22 protein-coding genes are annotated in these 23,164 nt (G+C 63.3%); 12 read left to right on the plus strand and 10 right to left on the minus strand.

Annotated features, from left to right (window positions below):
- A partial coding sequence (locus ACYQ6T_RS06440; RefSeq protein WP_459828964.1) for a chorismate-binding protein occupies positions 1-1,810 on the plus strand: 1,810 nt, incomplete at its 5' end.
- A 102-nt stretch (positions 1,811-1,912) separates the two neighbouring features.
- Positions 1,913-3,184 carry an O-acetylhomoserine aminocarboxypropyltransferase/cysteine synthase family protein gene (locus ACYQ6T_RS06445; RefSeq protein ID WP_459828966.1) on the plus strand — a complete coding sequence of 424 codons (1,272 nt, stop codon included), beginning with the start codon at positions 1,913-1,915 and terminating at the stop codon, positions 3,182-3,184.
- Positions 3,185-3,187: 3 nt separating this feature from the next.
- Here the strand turns inward: ACYQ6T_RS06445 and ACYQ6T_RS06450 are convergent, their stop codons facing one another.
- Positions 3,188-4,540 carry a UDP-glucose dehydrogenase family protein gene (locus ACYQ6T_RS06450; RefSeq protein WP_459828969.1) on the minus strand — a complete coding sequence of 451 codons (1,353 nt, stop codon included), beginning with the start codon at positions 4,538-4,540 and terminating at the stop codon, positions 3,188-3,190.
- Positions 4,541-4,687: 147 nt separating this feature from the next.
- Here ACYQ6T_RS06450 and ACYQ6T_RS06455 point away from each other — a divergent pair, with 147 nt between their 5' ends.
- The 6 genes from ACYQ6T_RS06455 (at position 4,688) to ACYQ6T_RS06480 (ending at position 9,031) form a co-directional block, all read left to right on the plus strand.
- On the plus strand, positions 4,688-5,113 hold the full coding sequence (locus tag ACYQ6T_RS06455) for a hemerythrin domain-containing protein (protein ID WP_459828972.1): 426 nt from the start codon (positions 4,688-4,690) through the stop codon (positions 5,111-5,113).
- Entirely contained in the window at positions 5,110-5,373 is a 264-nt protein-coding gene (locus ACYQ6T_RS06460) for a DUF2249 domain-containing protein (RefSeq protein WP_459828974.1), read from the plus strand. The genes ACYQ6T_RS06455 and ACYQ6T_RS06460 overlap by 4 nt, the downstream gene beginning before the upstream one ends.
- A complete protein-coding gene (locus ACYQ6T_RS06465; RefSeq protein WP_459828977.1) occupies positions 5,370-6,671 on the plus strand; it encodes a hypothetical protein in 1,302 nt (433 codons plus the stop codon). The genes ACYQ6T_RS06460 and ACYQ6T_RS06465 overlap by 4 nt, the downstream gene beginning before the upstream one ends.
- Complete coding sequence (locus ACYQ6T_RS06470; RefSeq protein ID WP_459828979.1) at positions 6,668-7,069, plus strand: SirB2 family protein; 402 nt, start codon at positions 6,668-6,670, stop codon at positions 7,067-7,069. The genes ACYQ6T_RS06465 and ACYQ6T_RS06470 overlap by 4 nt, the downstream gene beginning before the upstream one ends.
- An 82-nt stretch (positions 7,070-7,151) precedes the next feature.
- Positions 7,152-7,583, plus strand: a complete 432-nt coding sequence (locus tag ACYQ6T_RS06475) for a c-type cytochrome (RefSeq protein ID WP_459828982.1) — start codon at positions 7,152-7,154, stop codon at positions 7,581-7,583.
- 44 nt (positions 7,584-7,627) lie between these two features.
- On the plus strand, positions 7,628-9,031 hold the full coding sequence (locus ACYQ6T_RS06480; RefSeq protein ID WP_459828985.1) for a cbb3-type cytochrome c oxidase subunit I: 1,404 nt from the start codon (positions 7,628-7,630) through the stop codon (positions 9,029-9,031).
- 76 nt (positions 9,032-9,107) lie between these two features.
- Here the strand turns inward: ACYQ6T_RS06480 and ACYQ6T_RS06485 are convergent, their stop codons facing one another.
- From ACYQ6T_RS06485 to ACYQ6T_RS06525, 9 genes are read right to left on the minus strand one after another with little or no spacing between them, the layout of a single operon-like run.
- Positions 9,108-9,386: a cytochrome C oxidase subunit IV family protein gene (locus ACYQ6T_RS06485; RefSeq protein WP_459828988.1), complete on the minus strand. Its 279-nt coding sequence runs from the start codon at positions 9,384-9,386 to the stop codon at positions 9,108-9,110.
- Complete coding sequence (locus ACYQ6T_RS06490; RefSeq protein WP_459828991.1) at positions 9,383-10,021, minus strand: cytochrome c oxidase subunit 3 family protein; 639 nt, start codon at positions 10,019-10,021, stop codon at positions 9,383-9,385. Before ACYQ6T_RS06490 ends, ACYQ6T_RS06485 begins: the two co-directional genes overlap by 4 nt.
- Positions 9,982-11,574 (minus strand): cytochrome D1 domain-containing protein, encoded by a 1,593-nt coding sequence (locus tag ACYQ6T_RS06495; RefSeq protein ID WP_459828993.1) that lies wholly within the window; start codon positions 11,572-11,574, stop codon positions 9,982-9,984. The genes ACYQ6T_RS06490 and ACYQ6T_RS06495 overlap by 40 nt, the downstream gene beginning before the upstream one ends.
- Positions 11,575-11,584: 10 nt before the next feature.
- A complete protein-coding gene (gene nirJ / locus ACYQ6T_RS06500) occupies positions 11,585-12,748 on the minus strand; it encodes a heme d1 biosynthesis radical SAM protein NirJ (protein ID WP_459828995.1) in 1,164 nt (387 codons plus the stop codon).
- A gap of 18 nt (positions 12,749-12,766) precedes the next feature.
- On the minus strand, positions 12,767-13,843 hold the full coding sequence (gene ahbB / locus ACYQ6T_RS06505; protein ID WP_459828998.1) for a siroheme decarboxylase subunit beta: 1,077 nt from the start codon (positions 13,841-13,843) through the stop codon (positions 12,767-12,769).
- On the minus strand, positions 13,821-14,858 hold the full coding sequence (ahbB, locus tag ACYQ6T_RS06510) for a siroheme decarboxylase subunit beta (protein WP_459829000.1): 1,038 nt from the start codon (positions 14,856-14,858) through the stop codon (positions 13,821-13,823). The genes ahbB (ACYQ6T_RS06505) and ahbB (ACYQ6T_RS06510) overlap by 23 nt, the downstream gene beginning before the upstream one ends.
- 10 nt (positions 14,859-14,868) lie before the next feature.
- Complete coding sequence (locus ACYQ6T_RS06515; protein ID WP_459829064.1) at positions 14,869-16,119, minus strand: cytochrome D1 domain-containing protein; 1,251 nt, start codon at positions 16,117-16,119, stop codon at positions 14,869-14,871.
- Positions 16,116-16,499, minus strand: coding sequence for a c-type cytochrome (locus ACYQ6T_RS06520; protein WP_459829067.1), 384 nt, complete (start codon positions 16,497-16,499; stop codon positions 16,116-16,118). Before ACYQ6T_RS06520 ends, ACYQ6T_RS06515 begins: the two co-directional genes overlap by 4 nt.
- A gap of 16 nt (positions 16,500-16,515) precedes the next feature.
- The gene (locus tag ACYQ6T_RS06525) at positions 16,516-18,198 is read right to left on the minus strand and encodes a cytochrome D1 domain-containing protein (protein ID WP_459829070.1); all 1,683 of its coding nucleotides are present in this window, start codon (positions 18,196-18,198) and stop codon (positions 16,516-16,518) included.
- Positions 18,199-18,425: 227 nt separating this feature from the next.
- Between ACYQ6T_RS06525 and ACYQ6T_RS06530 the strand changes: the two genes are divergently transcribed.
- From ACYQ6T_RS06530 to ACYQ6T_RS06545, 4 genes are all read left to right on the plus strand, one after another.
- Positions 18,426-19,628: an NnrS family protein gene (locus tag ACYQ6T_RS06530; RefSeq protein ID WP_459829003.1), complete on the plus strand. Its 1,203-nt coding sequence runs from the start codon at positions 18,426-18,428 to the stop codon at positions 19,626-19,628.
- A 92-nt stretch (positions 19,629-19,720) separates the two neighbouring features.
- Positions 19,721-20,542 carry a uroporphyrinogen-III C-methyltransferase gene (gene cobA, locus ACYQ6T_RS06535; RefSeq protein WP_459829006.1) on the plus strand — a complete coding sequence of 274 codons (822 nt, stop codon included), beginning with the start codon at positions 19,721-19,723 and terminating at the stop codon, positions 20,540-20,542.
- Positions 20,539-21,315 carry a CbbQ/NirQ/NorQ/GpvN family protein gene (locus tag ACYQ6T_RS06540; RefSeq protein WP_459829009.1) on the plus strand — a complete coding sequence of 259 codons (777 nt, stop codon included), beginning with the start codon at positions 20,539-20,541 and terminating at the stop codon, positions 21,313-21,315. The genes cobA and ACYQ6T_RS06540 overlap by 4 nt, the downstream gene beginning before the upstream one ends.
- 7 nt (positions 21,316-21,322) lie before the next feature.
- Positions 21,323-23,161, plus strand: a complete 1,839-nt coding sequence (locus tag ACYQ6T_RS06545; protein ID WP_459829012.1) for a nitric oxide reductase activation protein NorD — start codon at positions 21,323-21,325, stop codon at positions 23,159-23,161.
- The last annotated feature ends 3 nt before the right edge of the window (positions 23,162-23,164 follow it).

Below are 23,164 nucleotides of genomic sequence, written 5' to 3' on the forward strand. Positions count from 1 at the left end.
ATACTCCCCACTCCACCAACCGCTGAACAGAATGTTTGCCTGGTTCGACCGCGATTCGAACGATCCTACCGCCGCAGACCTCTGGGCGGACGACTTAGAGCGCTTCGATGAGGTGGCGTCATCTGCTAAGGCCCGCGCGCTCCTCGACGAAGCGGAAGCAGAGGCCCGCGCACGCCCCCAAGACGCGCGCGGTCCCTGCTGGGTCTTCGCGCTCGATTTCGAATCTGCCCCTTGGTTTGACCGGGCGTTTGCGCCGGCATTCGCCCACCGCCCAGCGGGCCGTCTGCGTCTGTGGCGTTTTGGCCGTTACCAATGGCTCCCGACTGACGAGGCGACCGCCCAAGCCGCCGCGTCGGTCGAGGATCCGGTTGCCGGGATGCTCGACTGGCAGGCAGGCTGGCGAAAAGGGGGCTATCGTCAAGCGTTTGACCGCGTCCAGCACTACCTGCGCGAAGGCGACTGCTACCAGGTGAACCTCACCTTCCAGTGGCACGCGGCCCTCTACGGCGACCCCCTTGCCCTTTACCTGCGCCTCAAGGCGGCTCAAGCGGTCCCGCATGGGGCCTACCTGCCGCTTCCCGACGGCGGGGCGATCCTCTGCCGCTCCCCCGAGCTCTTCTTTAGCCGCCAAAGCGACGCGGTCGTCTGCCGACCGATGAAAGGGACGGCGCGGCCGGGGACAAGCGGCTGGGTGGACGAGAAGACCCGCGCCGAAAACGTGATGATCGTCGACCTCATCCGCAACGACCTTAGCCGCCTCGCCCCGCAACGCGGCGTTGCGGTGCCGGCGCTCTTTCGCGAAGAACAGTACGCGACGGTGACGCAGCTCACCTCGACGATCGTCGCCCAGGGGGTTTCGGCCTCGCTCTGGGAGATTCTGGCGGCCCTCTTTCCCTGCGGCTCGGTCACGGGGGCACCCAAGCGGCGGGCGCTTGAAATCATCACCGAATTGGAGCCGCAACCGCGGGGGCTCTACTGCGGTGCGATCGGCTACCTCCTTCCCGGGGGCACCGTGAAGGCGATTGTGCCGATCCGGACGCTCGAAATCGACACCGCGCGCCGTGCAACCCTCGGGGTGGGGAGTGGCGTCGTGATCGACTCCAACGCGCACGCTGAGTGGCGCGAGTGTGCGCTCAAAACCCGTTTCGTTCGGAACATCGCTCCCCCGGTGGGGCTCATCGAGACGCTCCGTTGGGAGCGTGGCCATGGCGCCCCCCTCTGGCGCGGGCACCTTGCGCGGGTGCGAAGGAGCGCCCGGGCGCTCGGGATCCCCTTCTCCGAGGAGCGCTTCACCCGTGCGGTTGAAGCGGCGGTAGAGGAGGCGGAGGCCACCGCTGCGACGCTGCGTGTTCGGGTCGAAATCGCCCCGAACGGCGCGTGCGCTGCGCGCGCGACCCCCTGGGCGCCGCCAGAAACGCCCGTGCGCTTCTGTGTGAGCGACGCGGTGACGATCGACCCGGATGATCCCTTACAGCGGCATAAGACGACGCGCCGCCACCACTACGACGCGCTCCTTGCTGCGGCAGTGGCCGAGGGGCTTTTCGACGCGGTGGTGATGAACCGCCGCGGCGAGCTGGTCGAAGGGTGCCGCTCCACCCTCTTTCTCCGCTTTCCGGGCGAGAGTCGTCTTGCCACCCCGCCGCTCGCAAGCGGCTGCCTTGCCGGGGTGTTGCGTGCCCAACTTCTAGCCAGCGGCACCGCCTACGAGCGCACCCTCACCCCTGCCGATTGGGCGCGTGCCGAAGCAGTCTACCTCGGAAACGCGCTCCACGGGTTACTGCCGGCGCTCCGGGTCCCATCAGACCACTGAGCGTCAAGACCATAAACATAAAACCGAAAAAAGAGTGGCTCCCTTCGCGGTCGGTGCCGTGCTAAAGTATTCAGGTGCGACCCACCACTCAAGGAGAGGACGATGCGTTTCGAGACCCAATTGATCCACGCCGGCTATGCACCCGACCCCACCACCAAGGCGGTTGCGGTGCCAATCTACCAGACCACCTCCTACGCCTTCGACAACACCCAGCACGGCGCCGACCTCTTCGACCTCAAAGTGCAGGGGAACATCTACACCCGGATCATGAACCCGACGCAGGCGGTGCTCGAAGCGCGCGTCGCGGCGCTCGAAGGGGGGGTAGGGGCGTTGGCGCTCGCCTCCGGCATGGCGGCGATCACCTATGCGATCCTCACGATCGCTGAAAGCGGCGACAACATCGTCACCAGCTCCACCCTCTACGGCGGCACCTACAACCTCTTTGCCCACACGTTGCCGCAATTTGGCATCGAGGTCCGGTTTGCCGACTACCGAGACCCCGCGTCATTCGCCCGGCTGATCGACGGCAAAACCAAAGCGCTCTTCTGCGAGTCGGTCGGCAACCCCTTGGGCAATGTCACCGATTTCGAAGCGCTTGCGACACTCGCCCACGACCACGGTGTGCCGCTCATCGTCGACAACACCGTCCCCACCCCCTACCTCTGCCGTCCTTTCGAGCACGGCGCCGACATCGTCGTCCATGCGCTCACCAAATATCTCGGGGGCCATGGGACGACGCTCGGCGGCATCATCGTCGACAGCGGTAAATTCCCGTGGGCCGACTACCCCGAGAAGTTCCGCCGCCTCAACGAGCCGGACGTCTCGTACCACGGGGTCGTCTACACCGAAGCGCTCGGCGCTGCCGCCTACATCGGCCGCGCCCGTGTGGTGCCGCTTCGCAACATGGGTGCGGCGATCAGCCCCTTCAACGCCTTCCTGATCCTGCAAGGGATCGAGACGCTTGCGGTGCGGATGGACCGCATCTGCGAAAATGCGGTGAAAGTGGCTGAATTCTTGCGCAACCACCCGAAAGTGGCGTGGGTCAACTACGCGGGGCTACCGGACCACCCCAGCTACCCGCTCGTGCAGAAGTACATGAGCGGGCGCGCCTCGGGGATTCTCAATTTCGGCGTCAAGGGGGGACGGGAGGCCGGCGCTCGTTTCCAAGACGCGCTCAAGCTCTTCACGCGCCTCGTGAACATCGGCGACTGCAAGTCGCTCGCGTGCCACCCCGCTTCGACCACCCACCGGCAACTCTCCCCCGCAGAGCTCGAGAAAGCGGGGGTTACCGAGGAGATGATTCGGCTGTCGATCGGGATCGAGCACATCGACGACCTGATCGAGGATCTCGACCAGGCGCTCGCCGCCGCGTGAGCATCACGTCGCCAGCCGGTTGCGGCGGCCGACCCCGTAATAGACGATCCCTTCGCGTGCAAGCGTCTCGGGGTCGTACTGGTTGCGGCCGTCGAAAATCACCGCTGGCGTCTTGAGAAGCCGTTTCACCGCCGCAAAATCGGGGTGGCGGAATGGCTTCCACTCGGTGACGAGCACGAGCGCGTCGGCCCCTTCGAGTGCCGCGTACTGATGGGCGGTGAAGGTCAATCGCCCTTCCGCTTGCCACGCCTGCGGGAAGATGCTCTTCGCATTGGGCATCGCGACTGGGTCGTAAGCCTGTACCACTGCCCCCCGTTCGATCAAACCGGTAATGAGCGCAATCGATGGTGCCTCGCGCATGTCGTCGGTTCCGGGTTTGAACGCCAACCCCCAAACGCCAAAGGTGCGCCCGGCAAGCGAATCGCCGAACCGGGCTACGATCTTCGCGAGAAGCGTCTGCTTCTGAAGCGCGTTGCGCGCCTCGACCGCGTCGAGTACCAGCGGTTCCACCCCAACCCGGCGCGCCATCTGAACCAACGCCTTGACATCTTTGGGAAAGCACGAGCCGCCGTACCCCACCCCGGGGTAGATGAAGTGGTACCCGATGCGCTCGTCCGACCCGATCCCGATCCGCACGTTTTCGACATCGACGTCGTAGCGTTCGCAGAGGGTGGCGATCTCGTTCATGAAGCTGATTTTGGTCGCGAGCATCGCGTTCGCCGCGTATTTGGTCATCTCGGCATCGCGCACGCCCATGTAGATCACCCGCTGCCGGCTGCGGTTGAAGGGGGCGTAGAGCTCGGCCATCACGAGCCGTGCGCGCTCGTCGTCGCTCCCGACGATGATCCGGTCGGGGCGCATAAAATCCTCGACCGCGGCCCCCTCTTTGAGGAATTCGGGGTTGGAGACGACCGCCACTGCGAGGTGCTTCCCCCGCGCGGCGAGCTGCTCGTCGATCGCCGCCTTGACCCGCTCGGCGGTTCCGACGGGTACCGTCGACTTGTCGACGACGATCGCGTCGCGCTCGATCACCTCACCAATCTGCCGCGCCACCCCAAGGACATGCTGCAGGTCAGCCGACCCATCCTCTTGCGGCGGCGTGCCGACCGCAATGAAGAAGAGATCGCACTCCTTCGCCGCGTCCGCGAGCAACGTCGTGAAGAGCAGCCGCCCCTCGCGGTGGTTGCGCACGACGATCTCATCGAGCCCCGGCTCATAGATCGGTAGCCGCCCCTCCTTCAAACCCGCAATCTTCGCTTCGTCGATATCGACGCACCAGACGGTGTTGCCCATTTCGGCAAAACAGGCGCCCGTCACCAACCCGACATAACCGGTGCCGATTACTGCAAGTTTCATCTTTTTTCCTCGCCCCATTGCGTTGGCAGCGATTTTACCTGGTCAGCACTCAAACTCCCGTTTCTTGATCTCGATCATCGACGATTCGAACGCGCTCGCGTACACTAACGGCTATCTTCTTCTTGAACCGCGACAGGAAACAGCGCGATGTCGATTGCCCAACACCTCACTGCCGAACACCGGCTCTGCGACCAGCTGATCTCCTCGCTCGAAGAGGCGATGGCCGGCGACGATTGGTCTGCGACCACCGCCGCGTGGCACGCGCTGCGCGACGAGCTCCTCCGCCATTTCGCGGTGGAGGAGGAGCGGCTCTTTCCTGCGTTCGAAAAGCAGAGCGGCATCACCCAGGGCCCGACGCGGGTGATGCGCATGGAACACGGCCAGATGCGCGAACTCCTTGCCGCCGGCGACGCCGCCGTTGCCGCTCAAGATGGGGAGAATCTCGCCGGAGTGGTCGAGACCCTCCTCATCATGAACCAACAGCACAACCTCAAGGAGGAGAATGTCCTCTACCCGATGTGCGACCAGCTCCTTGGCGCTGAGTTCGTCGCCCAATTGACCGCTTCGGCATGAATGCGCCGGCTCCTCCCCCACCTGGATTCGCCGCCGACGCCGCCATCGAGATCGACGCGCGCACGTGGCTCCCGCCTGAACCGTTTCACCGCACCGTCGACACCCTCGAGCGGCTGAACCCTTCCCAATGGATTCGGCTCCTCCTCTACCGCACCCCCTACCCGCTCTTTGAAGCACTCGACGAGTGGGGGTGGCGCTATGCTGTTCATGAGCACGACGACGGAACGGTCGAAATCCAGATCTGGAAGCCCGCGCCATGAAGAGTGCCGACCTGCGGATCGAGGCCTCACCCCCTTATCGGATGCCACTCAGTTGGTTTGCGCTCGCCCCGCTCTTTCTTGCCGCGGCGGGGCTGCTGCTTATGGTCGCCGGCCCCGACCTCTGGGCGAGTCGCTGGCATCCCGCGACGCTCGCGCTCACCCACCTCTTTGCGCTCGGCTTCATGGGTTCGGTGATGGTCGGGGCGTTGATGCAGGTGATCCCGGTCCTTTCGGGGCAGAGTTGGCCCGTTCGCTGGCGGCAGAGCCGCTGGCCGCGCTTCGCTTTTGCCTGCGGCGTCACAGCGCTCGCCGCCCACTTCCTGTGGACCGGTTCATTGGCAACGGCCCACGCGCTCGCTGGGGTCGCGCTCGTTCTCTTGCTTGGGGCGCTTGCGCCCGTCTCCTTCCTCACCCTAAGGCTCCTTCTCCCCCTCCCCACCCTTTCGGACAGCATCCGCGATCTGCGTTGGGTCGGGGCGGGACTGGGGCTGACCCTCCTTTTGGGCGCAACGCTTCTCATCCAGCGCCTCGCTCCTGGCTTGGTTGCGCTTGACCACAGCGCATGGGTCGCGCTCCATCTCGTCGCGGCGTGGGGTTTGTGGGGACTCGCGCTTGTAGTCACGGTCGGGTTTGTCGTCGTGCCGATGTTTCAGCTCACCCCCCCTTACGCCCCCCTCACCCGTCGCCGCTTCACCACCGCCCTCTGGGTCGCGGCGCTCCCCGTTTTTGCTTCCGCCCCCTTTTCTCCTCAGACCACCCCACTCGCCGCAGCACTCCTCCTCGGTCTCTGTGCCTGGGCCTTCGCGGCACAGACCCTTGCGCTCCAGACGCGCAGCAAACGGAAAAAGAGCGACGCGACGCGACGGCTGTGGCGCGGGGCGATGGGGTGCACTCTCGCTGCCGTAGCCGCTCTGGTCGTCAGCAACTTCATGGAGTCGATCGCTCCGCTCCTCATCGGCGTGCTTATCTTCTGGGGCGGTTTTGCCGGCGTGATCTTCGGGATGTGGGTAAAAATCATTCCGTTTCTCACCTGGCTCAACATCCAGCAGATGCCGAACCGCAAGGATTTCCCGCCAACAATGCTGAAAATCACGCCGGAAAAAGAGGCGGAGCGGCTCGAATGGCTCTGGCGCGCGGGGTTGGCGCTGCTCGTCACGGCCGTTTTTCTCCCCGAACCGATGGGGCGGATCGCCGGAGTTGTGCTGCTTGCTGCGGCAGCGCAACTCGCACGGATTCTGCGCGACGCCTGGCAAACCTTTCGCGCTTGGGAAGTAGCGACGCGCTTGGCTGCGCCATGAGCTATCTTCTGCTGAAATCGCTCCACCTCACCACAGTGCTCCTCTCGATTAGCGGTTTCGTCGTGCGCTTTGCCTGGCGAATCACCCACCATCCGTGGTCTTCTGCCCGGATGACCCGAATTCTCCCGCACGTAAACGACTCACTCCTCCTCTTTTCCGGACTCGCGATGGCCGCGATGATCGGCCAGTACCCCCTGACCACCGCCTGGCTCACCGCAAAGCTCTTTTGGCTCATCGCCTACATCGTCGCCGGTTCTTTCGCGCTCAAGCGCGCGAAGACCCGCGCCGGGCAGTGGTTCGCCTATGCGCTCGCTGTGGGGTGTGTGACCTTGCTTGTCGGCTGCGCCATCCACCGCTCGCCGTGGAGCTGGTTCGCACCGTTTTGGGCAACAAATTGACCCGGGTCAAGGCATCTTTTTCACCAACCCGCTAGACTGCTCCTTGCCGACCCGTCTGGGTTTTTCGACAAGGAGCCAAAAGATGAGTAGTGCCTTCTCAACGACAACCGCCCGAAATATCTTCTACGGCGGAGCCCTCTTTTCGTTCTTGCTCTTTCTCGCGCTGACCTTCCACACCGAGCGTGCGCTTCCTCAGCGCGACGCCCGCGCCACGCTTGCGGCAAACCCGCTCGTCGTGGAAGGGAAGCGCGTCTGGGAGAAAAACGACTGCATCGGCTGCCATACCCTCTTGGGCGAAGGGGCCTATTTCGCCCCCGAGCTGGGGAACGTCTACAAGCGGCGCGGCCCCGAGTTCATCAAAGCGTGGATCAAATCACAACCCACGGGTACCCATGGACGCCGGCAGATGCCGCAATTCCACCTCTCAGACCGCGAGCTCGACGCGCTGGTTGAATTTTTCCGCTACACCTCGGAGATCAACACCGGCGGCTGGCCACCCAACATCGAGGGGTAACCGGAAATGACTTTGGCAAACGATTGCAATCAGGAGGACTTGAGATGAAATACCCGTCACAAGCAGTGGCCAAACCCTATTTCATCGCGGCGCTCGCGCTTTTTGTCGCGCAGATACTTTTTGGCCTCATCATGGGAATCCAATATGTCGTCGGCGATTTTCTCTTTCCGGCGATCCCCTTCAACGTCGCGCGGATGGTCCACACCAACGCACTCATCGTCTGGCTCTTGATGGGCTTTATGGGCGCAGCCTACTACCTGGTTCCGGAAGAGGCCGAACGTGATCTCCATTCGCCCAAACTGGCGATTGCCACCTTCTGGGTCTTTCTGATCGCTGCAGCACTCACGGTGTTGGGCTATCTCCTCGTCCCCTACGCCAAACTCGCTGCAATGACCGGCAACGATCTTCTGCCGACCATGGGGCGCGAGTTCCTCGAGCAACCGACGATTACCAAAATCGGTATCGTGTTGGTGGCGCTCTCCTTCCTCTACAACTTGAGCATGACCTTCCTCAAAGGGCGCAAAACGGCGATCAGCTCGGTTCTGCTGCTTGGCCTCTGGGGGCTCGCGATCTTTTTCCTCTTCTCCTTCGTCAACCCGGAGAACCTCGTCCGCGACAAGTTCTACTGGTGGTGGGTCGTCCATCTCTGGGTTGAAGGGGTGTGGGAGTTGATCATGGGGGCGATCCTCGCGTTTGTCCTCGTCAAAGTGACCGGAGTCGACCGTGAGGTGATCGACAAGTGGCTCTACGTGATCATCACCCTGACCCTGGTCACCGGGATCATCGGTACGGGACACCACTACTACTGGATCGGCACGCCGGGTTACTGGCAACTCTGGGGCTCGGTCTTCTCGGCGCTTGAACCGATCCCCTTCTTTGCGATGACCCTCTTCGCCTTCAATATGGTGAACCGCCGCCGCCGCAACCACCCGAACCGCGCAGCCACCCTGTGGGCGCTCGGCACTGGGGTGATGGCCTTCCTCGGCGCAGGGGTCTGGGGCTTCCTCCACACCCTCGCTCCGGTGAACTTCTACACCCACGGGACGCAGATCACCCCGTCACACGGTCACCTCGCTTTCTACGGTGCCTACGCGATGGTGGTGCTGACGATGATCTCCTACGTCTGGCCCAAACTCAATGGCCGCGAGGCGAACGGCAACCAGTCGCAGGTCCTCGAAATGTGGGGCTTTTGGGTGATGACCATCTCGATGATCTTCATTGCCCTTTTCCTCACTGCCGCCGGTATCCTCCAGGTTTGGTTGCAACGGATGGCGACAAACCCACTGCCGTTCATGGAGGTGCAAGAACAGCTCGCCCTCTTCTACTGGCTGCGGGTGATTGCGGGCGTCGCTTTCCTTGCCGGTCTCGTCGTCTACCTCATGAGTTTCTTCAAGGGGGTTGAGGGTTCTCCTGAATATCGGCCGCTTGCCCAAGAGGCGACGGCATAATCGGTGGGCTCTCCTATCGTGGGATTTGACCCCGGTGGATCCACCGGGGTTTTTTTATGTCATGAAGAGAACCACCTCAAGCAAGAATCAATACGCCTGAGACGGTAACGACACCTACCACCCACGCCCAGAGGAGCATCCGCCACCGCCACGCCACCCAACGGAGCCCCATGAAGATTTCAGCCACCACAACCCCTTTCCCCACAGCGAGCGCAAGAAGAAAAAGGGCGAGTGTAGAGCCAGACAAGGGGCCGTTCTCCCCCACTTCGCTCACCGCCGTTGCGACGAGGGTTGCGGTGAGGAGAACGAATGCGGCACCATTCACCAACTGTCTTCGAGCCGCTCGTCTGCTCATACGGGGATCCTGAAGAGGTAGAGGAGTGGGAAGAGGATCAACCACACCAGGTCGACCATGTGCCAGTAACTCGCGGCACTCTCCAACCCTACCGTTGCGCCGCTGGTGTAAGCTCCCCTGGCCGCCTTGACCGCGACAATCGCCAAGATCACCACACCCAGCGCGACGTGCATCGCATGAAATGCGGTCAGGGAGAAATAGAAGGTGTAGAAGAGGTTGGTGTCGAGATCGATCCCGGCACGAAACTTCGCGGCATATTCCATCCCCTTGCTGACGAGAAACGCGCAACCACAGAGGAGGGCGAAAAAGAGCCAGCGCGCTGCCCGCTGCCCTTCTCCTGCCGACTCGCTCTCCTCAGCTGCCAGAACGGCCCGCGCAACGGCCCAACTCCCAAGCAGCAGCAGCAGGGTGTTCGCCGCCCCCCACTCGGGGTCGAGCGTCGGCTGCATCGCTGCAAAGAGGGCGTGATGCAGCCGGTAACTCGTGGCGTAGGTCACAAAGAGGGCAAAAAAGGCGGTAAGCTCGGCAAGAATAAAGATCCAGATCGCCAGGTCTCCTGGCGGATAGACCTTTTCTTCCCTTCCCCCGCTGCCGATTACCAACTGGTCCCCTCGGAGCGGTGGACTTTGTTCCATGCGTTGTACTTCCCAATCGGTTTGTGAGCGGGAATCGTGCGCACCACTTCGAGTTTTTCCGCGTCAATCACCACCAAAGCCCCGTCTGGCGCTGGCTCCATGACGCTTGCGAGCGCATAGCGCCCCTCGGCGGTGAATTCGACATGGGCGAAGGTCTTACCGGGGAAAGGAGTCAAACGCGCCACCTCGGTCAGTTGCTCTTTGTCGATCACGGTCAGGGTATCCCGGCATTTGGGATCCATCATCGAATCGACGAAGAGGTAACGGCTCTGTTCATGACTGCGGACGAAAAAGCCAGGGCCGCACAAAGGGATCTCTTTGACCAACTGCCACGTATCGAGATCGATGACGGTGAGCACCGCGCGGCGCAGATTGGTCGATGCCATCACGCGGCGCCCGCCGGTTTCGAAGGTGATTCCCGAACCGAGATGGGGCATCCCGTCGAGTGGCAGTTCGGTGATCGGCTGCCGCACGTCGAGATTGACGACAAAACTTTTGCCGCTGCGTGAAGCGCCGATCAAATTGCGGTAGCCGGGGGCAAAGAAGAAGTCGTCAAGCACCGCCGGCAAACGGGTCCGTTTGGGGTGGAGAAAACCGGGGACTGCCAGCCCCTCTGCCATCTTGTGGTCATGAACAAGGCCATCGAAAACGGGCTTGGCCTCTTCATCGTACGAGACCTCCCACAGTTCCGGCATGTCGCGAAAAGCGACAACGAAACTGCGGCGGGGCGGAGCGTCGTAGACCCCAGCAACACGGGAGTGCTCTTTGCGGTCGAGAGACTCGCCGCGCAGGATTTTGAGGGGGTTGAGGTCGCTGTCGAGCACCACCAGCGTCTCCGGTAGGGTGTTCGCCGCCGCGACGAACCGGCCGTCGCTCGAGACTGCGACGTTGCGGGTGTTGACCGCAACACGGATCTCAGCCACCTTCTCCAACGCCCAGAGGTCGAATTTCTCGATCCACCCGTCACGCGACGCGACAGTGACAAAACGGCCGTCGGGGGAAAACTTCGGGCCGCCATGCACCGCGTAGTGGGTGGGCATGCGGGCGAGAACCGCAAAGCGGTTACCATCGAGCACGGTGAGGTGGTGGTCGCCCTGCTCGACGACGACGAACCGATTCCACGGGTCGCCCCCATCCTTGGGCCCGGTGAGTGGCACCACCGGTTTCGCCCAGTGGGTCGCTTTCATCGACTCAAGCGTGAACTCCGGGATCACCGCAGGCGTACTCTTCAACCACTTCGCGAGCGCAGCAATCTGATCGGCAGAGAGTGTCGCGGCATAAGAAGGCATCTGCGTCGCCACCCGGCCGTTGGCAATCGTCTCCACCACTTTGGGGAGCGGGAGCCGCTCGAGACTTTCAGGGAGGAGCGCAGGGCCTAAACCGCCAGTCCGGTCGACGCCGTGGCACTGGGCACAGGTGTCGCGGTACCACGCCGCTGGCCCCTCACCCGTCCCTCCCTCTGCCGCTACCGTACCCCCCGCAGCGAAAGCAACCCACACCGCAGCGCACATCGGCACCGCGAAGTTCGAGGTCCATTTTCTGCTCGCACCCATTCCCTACTCCTTAGGCTGAGACCGCTTCGGCGATGGTAGCGCCAATCTCTTCGTCGGTGAGATAACACGCTGGATCTTCGCCCCAGAGGTCGCCGCTTGCACTCTCGGCGCGAACCCGCGAACTGCCGTTACACAGCAGTAAAAACCGACAGGAGGCACAGCGGCCGCCCACCGCACGGGGATATTGGCGCAGCGCTTTGAGGAGCGGCGACGATTCATCGCGCCAGATCGCCGAAAAGGGGCGTTCCCGGACATTGCCGAGGGTGACGTGCCACCACATCGTATCGGGATGGACGTTGCCGAGGTTGTCGATGTTGGCGATATTCTCGCCGCTCGCGTTCCCCCCCCATTGCCGCAGCTTTGCCGCGATCTGCTCTGCCCGATCGGGGAAGCGCTCCTGAACCCAGAGCAGGAAAAAGGGGCCGTCGGCGTCGTGGTTGCCGGTCGTATATTCGCGGGCTATTCCCACTTGATGATCGGCAAGTGCCCGTTCAAAAAGGGTGGTCATCGCCCAACGCGTCGTCTGCGCCACCGCGTCGCGCCCGCGGTTTTTCTTCCCGCGCCCGGCATAGTTGAGGTGGGAAAAGTAGAAACGGGGGATCTCCGCTTCGGCCACCCAATCGAGGAGCGGAAGAAAATCGTGCGCATTCTCTTCGGTCATCGTGTAGCGAACCCCGACCTTGACACCGAGATCGCGCAGCTGAAGAAGCGCCCGTTGCGACGCCGCAAAAGCGCCCTCCTTACGCCGGAAGCGGTCGTGGGTCTCCCCGAGCCCATCGAGACTGATCCCGACGTAGTCGAAGTCGGTTGCGGCAATCCGCTCCGCCATCGCCTCGTCGATCAGCGTTCCGTTGGTCGAGAGCGCGGTATAGAGCCCTTTCTCCTTGGCGTAGCGCGCCAGCGTAAAGAGATCGGCACGCAGCAACGGCTCACCGCCCGAAAGGATCAGGGCGGGAACACGCATCGCGGCGAGATCGTCGATCACTGCAAGGGCCTCGTCGGTGGTCAATTCGCCGCGAAAATCGGTATCGGCGGAGAGCGAATAGCAGTGGGCACAGAGGAGGTTGCAGCGCCGGATGAGGTTCCAGATCACCACGGGGCCAGGGAGGCGCCGTCGGGGACGCGCCGGTGTGGGCGAAAAAAACTCGGCAATGAACGACGAGATGCGAAACATCGTAGGTTCCTCGATCAGTTAGGCGGTTGCGTGGGCGCGCAGACGCACCCCGCTCTTTTTGAGTATCCGGGTGGAATAGAGCGCATCGTGGGCAGCCAGCGCACCGGGGAAGCGTTCGCGGCACGCGGCAACAAGCGCGTTACGCCGGGCATCGACCTCGGCGCGCGTCCGCCCATGCACCATCGCAAAGAGGTTGTATCGCCAGACGGGAAGATGGCGCGGACGGCGGTAGCAGTGGCTCACCTCACCGGTTGCCGAAAGCCATTGGCCAACGGCGTCGACCCGATCGTCGGCGACATCCCAGACGCACATCGCGTTAGCCCGGTAGCCGAGGGCGTAGTGATGGACAGCCACACCGATACGGCGAACAACCCCTCTCTGAAGCAGCGCGTGAAAAGTTTCGATGACGCGCGTCTCCCGCCACCCGAGATGGGCTGCAACGGCACAATAGGGTGTGGTGACACAAGGCAACCCCGCCTGGGTAGCCAGGAGCAGCGACCGCTCGTCAGGAGTCAAGGGGGAGGTTTCGCCACCTGTCGCAGCTGGGGCACCCTCAGCGGTTCGGGTCGTGGCCAGCAGCTCCTCCCACGCCGCAAGGCGCTGGGGATTAGGCGCTCTTTCAGCGGTCCAGGGAAGGAGGCGCAGGCGGACGTAGAATTCCCGCTCTTTGGGAAAGAGCCAAACCTGCAACCCGATCGCCTGTTCGATCGCCAGAGCCACCGAGGGGAGCAGCACGGCGTCCTCACACGCGAGGACAAACCATAAATTGAAATCATGATCCCGAAGATAGTGATGGGCAACCTCCGGAAAGGCGTTAATCGCCGCGACAACCTCATCCAGCCGCGCTTCAGGTGCAGCCACTGCAGCGAGCGCAAAAGCGCCACCACTTCGTTCGACTTGGATGAACGGCCCGAAGCGGGTGATCACCCCTTCGGCCAACCAACGGGCGATCGTCGCGGCAATCGCGCGCTCCTCAAGCCCCAATACTTCGGCCCACCGGGCAAATGGGCGTGGCACCAAGGGAAGATGGTCCTGGAGCGCCCAGAGGAGAAGCGCTTCGCTTTCGGGCACCTCAGGCCACATGGGGGCGGACATAGCGTGCTCCGGTCTGTTTGTAACAGCGGGTGCTGAAGAGCAGCCGATGGGGGGCATGGGCCAACCCCAACCGCTCCGAGAACTCGGCAACCGTTGCCGCAACCGTATCACGATCCCTGCCGTGCACCATCGCATAGAGCGTGTACGGCCACACGTCAGGAACCGGTTCGCGACGATAACAGAGATGGACCGCCGGTTCTTGCGCAAGGCGCGGCCCCACCGCGTCAGCCACCTCCGGCGCGACAGCCCAAACCGCCATCGCGTTCGCGGTCCAGCCGAGCGCGCGATGGCGCACGACGGCGCCCAAGCGGCGTATCGTCCCCTCCCCCAGCCACCGGGCGATCGCGGCAACCACCGCAGTGCTAGGGATGCCGCACGACTCAGCAACGGCATGGTACGGACGGGGAGCGATCGGCAAGCCGTCACTGAGGCGCGCAATCAGCCGCCGTTCTGAGGCGCTGAGCGGCCGGTGGCGCCAGGGATCAAGCGGCACGATGGGTGTTTCCCCCACCCGATCCTCGCTTTTCCCCCCATTTGCCAGGTCAAACGCCAAATCGATGTGAAACTCGCGCACCAGGGGAAAAGGGTAGAGGGGTGTCGCGAGCTCTTCCGCCATTTCCGCCAGTAACGTTCGCCCCGCCTGCTCGCTGGGGGCAGTGAGGACAAACCAGAGGTTGAGGGGTGCGCCGCTGCGGGCATAGTTGTGGTTGACCTCAGGGTAGCGGCTGAGCCTCTTCGCCAGCTCGTCAAGCCGCTCTTCCGGTAGTGCTGCAGCGGCCAAGGTGCTCCATCCCAGGCGGCGCGGTGCCCAGACCGGGCCGACGCGATCGATCCACCCCCACGTCTGCGCCTGCTGAAACGCCGCGATCACATCGCGCTCGGTGAGCGGTGGCGTCGCGGCAGCAATCGCCTCAAAAGGGCGGTCGACCAGCGGAAAGCCCCGCTGCCAGCGATTGATCAGGGTGAGGATCTGCGCGGCACCTGGGGCGTTGGGCAAGGGGTGCGGGGCGTTCATCCCGAGCTCCTCACCGCCCGAAGAGGTAGGCGCGGTGGGTAAAGAAGATCCCACTCGGTTCGCGCGCAGGAAGCCTCGCCACCTCCTCTTTCGTTACCGTATCGTAGACGACGACGCTGTTGCTGTCCCGCGCCGAGAGCCACACCTGATCCCCTTTAGGGGTAAATTCGAGATGCAACACCGCCTTGCCGGGAGCGAGGGTGTGCGTCACCGTGAGACGCTTGCGGTCGATCACCTGGACCCAGCCGTTGTCGGGGAAGGCAAAATTGACCCACACCTCCCGCCCGTCGGGTCGCGCTACGGCAAAAACCGGTTGCCCCTTCACCGCGACACGCCCCACCTCCTGCCACGTTCGCGTATCGACCACCAACACTTCGTGACGTCCCACCGCTGGCAAAAACGCGAGCTCACCCGCAAGGGCCCAGCCGCGGAGATGGGGCATCTTGTAGACGGGTAGGGGCTGCTCCCCCCGTCCGTAACCCGCGATGATTTTCTCAACCCCCTTTTCGGGATTGAGGTCGTCATAGAGCGCAATCCCGTCCTCGCCAAAGAGCCCGGCAAGGTAGAAACGGCCGTCGTTGGAGACGAGGCCATCATAGGGCTGCTTCCCTGCCGGGAAGCAGCGCGTCTTCGGTTCCGCGGGGCGGGTAAAATCGCTTACACAGAGCGCGTTGGCCTCGAACAGGGCATAGGCGAAGCGCCGCCCCGGAAGGTCGGCGAGCCCGACCACCTTCGAAGGTTTCCCATTGGGCCCAGCAAGGGCAGGAACGTCCGCCACCCACTCGAGCGTTTCGGCGTCGAACGCTCGGAGCCCCCCAGGGTCGTAGTTCTGCGCCACAACCAGCCGGCCATCGCTCGAGACAGCACCGCCGATGCTGTTGCTCGCCTGCGCCACCCTTCTCTTGACCGATTGGGTCAAGAGATCGATCTGCGTCAACGCCCCGTCGCGACCAAAAAGGTAGGCGTAGCGTTGGTCACGAGAGAAGACCACCGACGCGTGCGACAGATCCCCCAACCCTTCCAGACGCTTGACCACCGTAGGCTGCGACTGCCGAACGAGGAGAATGCTCCCCGATCCCCGTTCGACTACCACCCCGAGGTCCCCTGTGGGCAGGGATGCTAGTTCTGAGGAAGGGGTCGCAGAGGAGGCTACGCCCCCCTTGTCCGGAACCGCGGTGCCACAGCCCGCGAGGGCAAAGAGGAGAACCGCTGCGGCGCTCCACAGGGCGCTACGGCTAAGGGCACGCACAGCGCAGGTCATTCGGTGGGGAATCCGGCCACGAGCCGTTCGACGATCCATCGGGCCTCATCCTCGGTGAGAAAGGGAAGAAAAGGCGGCATGGGGGTTCCCGTGCGGCCGTAAAGGAGGGTGGCGACGAGGCTCTCCGGCGGCTTTTCCGCCAATGCCGCTGGGGTGAGCGCCGGCCCCAATCCGCCATTCAAGGTCATGCCGTGGCACGCGCCGCAATCGTGGCGGACGAGATGGATCAACTCCGCCCGCCGCGCCTCGCTGATCGCGCGGGGCTGGTTCTCTTCCCCCGCGCCTATAGAGAGTGAGCAAACAAGAAACCCCGCAAGGGCTGCGGCAGCAGGTAAAATGCGAGACCCCTTACGGACCCCTTTTCCTTTTCGCTGCCGCAGTTCCACTACCCTCTCCTCAGTAGATGTCGTGCTGGGTATTGTAGACGTTGAAGTGGCCCGTCGGTGTGATCAACTGCGGATCTTTGATCACTGCTTTCACCTTCAGCGTCTTGTCATCCAGAACGACGATCGCCGACTGTTTGTCTTTCGCCGACCAGACCGAGAACCAGACCTCGTCGCCGGCCTTGTTGAACTCGGGCTGAACGACCCGTTTCGCCCCATCGTCGGTGAGACCCGCCCATTCACCAATCGGCAGAATCTTCGGTGGCGCGTCCAGGTTGTCGATGTCAAAGACCGCGACCGACTGCGAGACCTTCGGATCGGGGTTGAGCGGCGTATCGACGTAGAGGTGCTTCGATTTCGGATGGGTCTTGATGAAGAGGCTACCCCCACCCTGGCCTTGAAGGGTGCGGACCACCTTCCAGGCATATTGGGGGTGCTTCTCGGGGTCGGTTCCGATCAGCGAGATCGTCTCGTCACCCAAGTGGCCTGTCGCCCACACCGGTCCGTACTTCGGATCGACAAAGTTCGCCCCACGCCCGGGGTGCGGGATTTTGCCGACGTCGATCAACGCCACCCGTTTACCCTCTTTCGCGTCGATCACCGCGATCTTGTTCGACTGATTCGCCGCCACCAAGAAGTAGCGCTTCGACGCGTCCCACCCGCCATCGTGGAGGAAGCGGGCAAGCGGAATCTCGGTGATCTTCAGGTTGTCGATATCGGAGTAATCGACAAGATGGGTTTTGCCGGTCTCTTTGATGTTGACGACAAACTCAGGACGGAAGTGGCTGGCGACGATCGACGCGACTCGCGGCTCCGGATGGTACTCTTGGGTGTCGACCGTCATCCCCCGCGTCGAAACGATCTTGAGCGGCTCGAGGGTATCGGCGTTCATGATCACGTATTGCGGCGGCCAGTAGGAGCCGGCAATCGCGTACTTATCCTCAAACCCTTTGAATTTCGAGGTTTCGACCGAACGCGCCTCCAGCCCGATGCGGATCTCGGCAACGTTGTCGGGTTTTTCCATCCACAGGTCGATCATGTTGATCTTGGCGTCGCGGCCGATCACGTAGAGGTAGCGCCCGGAGGCCGAGAGACGGGAGATATGGACCGCGTAACCGGTGGGGACGATGTTGATGATTTGCTTGGTGTCACCATCGATCAACGCCACCTTACCGACGTCGCGCAGCGTCACCGAGAAGAGGTTGTCGAGGTTGTAGTTGTTCATCTTCTTCGTTGGCCGCTTCTCAGGCGGGACGATCACCTTCCACGTCGCCTTCATCTCGGCCAAGCCGAACTCCGGCGGCTGCGGCGGCGTCTGCTGAACGTAACGGGCCATGAGGTTCACCTCTTCGTCGGTGAGCTCACCCGACGTCCCCCAGTTGGGCATCCCCGCGGGAGAACCGTACTTGATGAAGGTCTCGAGGTAGGGGGTCCCTTTCTCCAGCGTGATGTTCGGCGTGAGGGGCTTCCCAGTCGCCCCTTTGCGCAGAACCCCGTGGCAGCCGGCGCACCGCTGGAAATAGATCGTCCGCGCCTTATCGAACTCCGCTTTGGTCATGGGCGGCGCCTTAGGGTTGATGTCTTGGTACATCTCGACATTGCCCACGGGCGAACCCCCCGCTTGATAGTTCACCTCCGCCGGAGAGACCTGTTTTTCCGCCAACGCGGTGCCCACCGCCCACGGCAGCGCCATCATGGCCAGCGTCAAAGTTTTCATCCTCATGGTCGTAACTCCCCAAATTCCAAAGATACCGCCCTTCCCCATGAAGGTTCGGCAAGGGTCACTTTAGCGCTTCTTTGCCCAGATTGCCTTGACCCGTGTCAATTTTGTCTGAACCCCTCGGGCAAAAATGACCGCGGTCAACGACCGGCGATCTCGTTCGCGGCATAATCGCCGCATTGCGTCACAACAAGGAGCACCCGGTGACCCCCTCTTCACTGAAACAGGCCCCGCCCAGTCTCTCTGCTTGGCTGGCGATGGCGTTCCGCCCCTTCTACACGGTGGGATGCGCCTGGGCGGCAATCACCGTCCTGCTGTGGGGTTGGGGCGTTGCGCCGCCGTTTGCCCCAGGAAGTGAGCGCGAACCGCTCTTGACTGGCCTCCTGTGGCACGGGCACGAGATGGTCTGGGGCTTTGCAGGAGCGATCGTCGTCGGATTTCTCCACACTGCGGTCACCAACTGGACTGGGCTACCCCCCCTTGCCGGCTGGCGACTGGCGCTCGTCGTCCTCTTCTGGGCGGCCGCGCGCGTCGCCGCCGCGTTGGCACCAACCCCTGGGTGGATCGCAGTTCCCGCTACTCTTTTCTGGTTTTCTGCCGCTGAGACCCTCTGGTACCGCATCTGGCAGCGCCGTCAAAAGCAAAATTACCCCGTTCCCGTGCTCGTCGCCGTGTTGGGGAGCCTCGAGCTTGGACTTCTCTTGACGCGTGCTGGCGATACCCAGTGGGGCAACCCCCTGGCCTATCTGGAAGCGGGGGTCTTGACCGTCGCGGCGATTATCGCTTTCATGGGGCTCAGGGTGATCCCCTTTTTCACCAGTCGGGCGCTCGACCTCGAACCCATCGCTCCGTCGCCCTCCGCCCTTGCGTTCACCGTGGGCGGCGTATCCGCCGTTGCCGGGGCAACCCTCTTGGGTCTTCCACCCCTCGCAGTGTTAGTTTTATCCCTCCTGACCGCGTTTGGCTACCTCGAACGGTCGGCGCGTTGGTATCACCCGCGCATTTGGCAAAACCCTGCGGTCTGGGTCCTCCATCTCGGTTTTGCCGCCACGGGGCTTGGGATCGCCGCCTACGGGCTCACCGGTTGGGCGGCGCCGTCGTGGAAAAGCGCCGCGCTTCATCTCCTCACGGTGGGGGGAATGGGGTGGATGATCCTCGGGATGGTCACCCGTACGGCACTCGGCCACACCGGCGGAAACCCCAACGCCACCCTGCCGGGTATCCCCACCGCGTTCATTCTCATCGGCGCGGCAACTGTTTTGCGCCTCTGCGCGGCGCTCCCCACCGCGTGGGCAATCGGCGCGCTCCGGCTCTCGGCGATCCTCTTTGCCCTGGCGTTTGCGATCTACCTCGTTCGTTTCTTCCCCCGCTTGATCCGCCCTCGTCCCGATGGCCGTCCGGGATAGCGGTATGAAGAAATTGATACAAGTCATCGCAAATGCCCAAGCGGGATGGTACAAAAGAGGGGACGACACTTCCTAGAGGAAAGGAGCCCACAGTGGCCAAACCGTTACCTGCTCAGGTCTATTTGGTGGGTGCGGGTCCAGGGGACCCAGAACTCCTGACACTCCGCGCCGCAAAGGTCTTAGCGAACGCCGAGATCGTCGTTTTCGACAATCTGGTGTCGCGCGACGTACTTGCGCTCGTTGCGCCCGACGCCCAGCGCATCTTTGTCGGCAAGAGCGCGGGCAACCACACCCTCCCCCAAGAGGAGATCAACCAGACCCTCGTTCGCTTGTGGCAAGAGGCGCCACGCCGGATTGTCCGGTTGAAGGGGGGCGACCCGTTGATCTTTGGTCGCGGCGGTGAGGAGGCGTGGGCCCTTGCTGCCGCCGGCGTACCGTTCGAAATTGTTCCCGGCATCACAGCAGCGTGCGGGATGGCAGCGAGCAACGCCTTGCCGCTTACCCACCGCGGCGTGGCGCAGGCGTGCGTCTTCGTCACCGGTCACCTCCAAAACGGTAAGCTCAACCTCGATTGGCCGGCTCTGGCCCGTCCGCGGCAAACGGTGGTCTTTTACATGGGCGTCTCCACCTTGCCAGAGCTCTGTGCCGAGCTGATCCGCCACGGACGTGCGCCTGAGACGCCTGCAGCGATCATCGAGGCGGCGACAACCCCCCGCGAACGCCGCATCGTCGGCTCGCTCGCCACGCTCCCTGCGATCGCCGCTGCGGCGCAGGTGCAACCGCCCGCGTTGATCGTCGTCGGCGAGGTGATCCGCGTTGCCCAGGGGTTAGAGGCGATGCGCCCCTTTGCCAACGCTGCGCCGACAGCACAGCGCCATGGGGAAACCGCAAGGAGTACCGAGGCGAAGCGATGACGACCCACTATCTCCCTCAGGGCAACGAGATCGCCCTCTTCGAAAAGGCGTTCGCCAACCAGTTGCCTGTCCTCATCAAGGGGCCGACGGGGGTCGGTAAAACCCGCTTCGTCTCCTATATGGCCGAGCGCCTGGGGGTACCGCTCTACACGGTCGCCTGCCACGACGACCTTACCGCTGCCGATTTGGTTGGCCGCTTTCTCATCCGCGGCGACGAAACGGTTTGGCAAGATGGTCCTCTGACCCGTGCCGTGCGCGAAGGGGGAATCTGTTACCTCGACGAAGTGGTCGAAGCCCGTAAAGATGTCACCGTGGTGCTCCACCCGTTGGCCGACCACCGGCGAGAGCTCTTCTTGGAGCGCACCGGCGAACGGCTGACCGCGCCTCCCACCTTCATGCTCGTCGTCTCCTACAATCCGGGCTACCAAAACTTCCTCAAGGGGCTGAAACCCTCGACCCGGCAGCGTTTTGTCGCGCTCCGTTTCGATTTTCCACCCGCAGAGCAGGAACAAGCGATCCTCATTGCCGAAACGGGTTGCGCGCCGTGGGTCGCGCAGAAACTGGTCCACCTGGCGCAGGCGATCCGCGGGCTCAAACAGATCGACCTCGAAGAGGTGATCTCCACCCGCATGCTGGTCTACACCGCGCGGCTCATCGCGAGCGGCGTCGAACCCCATGTGGCCTGTAGCGCTGCGATCGTCGAAGCGCTGACCGACGAACCCGAGGTGGCGGCCGGGCTGCACGAAATCGTCCGTTCGATCTTCGAAGGGTGACCGCCCGATGGAAGAGTGGGTCGGCGCCCTGTGGGACCGATGGATCACCAAAGTAGCATCGCGAAACTATCCCGACGCGGCGGTGACGCTCGCGGGGCTATCGCGCGCCCTTGCCCTCTTCTACCGCGGCTGTGGCGGCATTCCCGGGCGCGTCGTCAAACCGGCCGTTCGTGCGGTCACCCGCCACCGCCGCCGGTTGATCGAGCGCATTGCAGGTGTGGGCGATCGCTATCAACCAGCCACAATCGGAGCGGACGCGCTCTACCTGCCCTCCACGATTGACTGGTTCCCCGAAGCCGCACTCAACCGCGACGCCTACTTCTGGCTCGCTCTGGTTGCCGCCCATTTTGTCCCCAACGGCGAACCGATTTGGCTCGCCAACCAGCGGGCGGCCGCGGTCGCGCTGGCCCGTTTTCCGGGTTGGGAGCGACGCTATCAGCGGCTGGTCGACGCCCTGTTGGCCCACCGTCCCGAACCTACCCGTCTCTCGGCCGCTGAACGCGCCGTCGAAGAGGCGATCCGCGACGCACTCCGCCAACCGGGGAGCCGCCCCACCTTTCCGCCCGACGCGAAAAGGCCCCCGTTCCCCGTCTGGCTCTGGTTACACGAAGAGGCTTCGCGTCCCACGGAGATGAAGCGCCATCGCGAAGCGGCGGAAAATGACGGCCCCAAAAAGGAGCAGGAGAACCCGTCGCGGACGATGCGGGCAGAACGCACCGACGCACCGAAAGAGGAGCACGGCATGCTCCTCATCTTTCGCGCCGAGAGTCTCCTCTCGTGGGCCGAATATGTCCGGGTCAACCGCAGCCAGGACGATGAACCCGAAGAAGATCCCCTTCGCGCCGCGGAGACGCTCGACACCCTCCACTTTGCCAACGACGACGAACGGGTCGCCGCCCGAGTCCGCATCGAGGTCGAAACGCCCCCGGGGAGCGAAGAGCCGGAAGCGTTGTCTGGCGAGCACCTCTATCCCGAATGGGACTATCGCAGCCAAACCTATCGGGAGAACCACTGCCGGGTCGTCGAGTCGCGGCCGAACGGAACGCACCAACCCACCGAAATTCCCGCCACGCTCCGCCCGTTGATCCGCCGGTTGCGCGCGCAACTCGAGCTGCTTGCGCCGGTGCGGGTGACTCTGACCGGACAACCCTTCGGCGACGAGATCGATCTCGACCGCTTCGTCCGTTTTCGCGCCGATCGTGCCGCAGGCACCGCCGAAGCCGACCGCGGGCTCTACCTCGCGAAACGGGCCCACCATCGCGACATCGCGACGCTCCTCCTTGCCGACACCTCGCTCTCGACCGACGCCCACGCCAGCGACGACGTGCGGGTGATCGACCTCATCCGCGACACGTTGTGGGTCTTCTCGGAGGCGATTGCCGCGACCGGCGACAGCTACGCGATCGCCGCCTTCTCGTCGCTTCGCCGGACCGAAGTCAAAATCCACTGGCTCAAGACCTTCGCCGAACGTCGCGCCGAAGTTGTTCGTTCGCGGATCGCCGCCCTCGCACCGGGTTACTACACCCGGATGGGGGCAGCCGTTCGCGCTGCAGTCCGCACCCTCCAGGAGCAACCACAAAGCCTGAAACTCCTGCTCCTCCTCTCTGACGGCAAACCGCACGATCTCGACGGCTACGAAGGGCGGTACGCGATCGAAGATTGCCGCATGGCCATCCAGGAAGCGCGAAGCCAAGGGGTGCGTCCCTTTTGTCTGACGATCGACAAAGATGCCGCCGAATACCTCCCCTACCTCTTTGGCCAGGCGGGTTACCTCCTCATCCCGCGCATGACTACCCTGGCTGAACGGCTCCCCAAAATCTACGCCCTCTTGACCGATGGGCTGTGACGC

The organism is Hydrogenophilus islandicus, assembly GCF_054657095.1.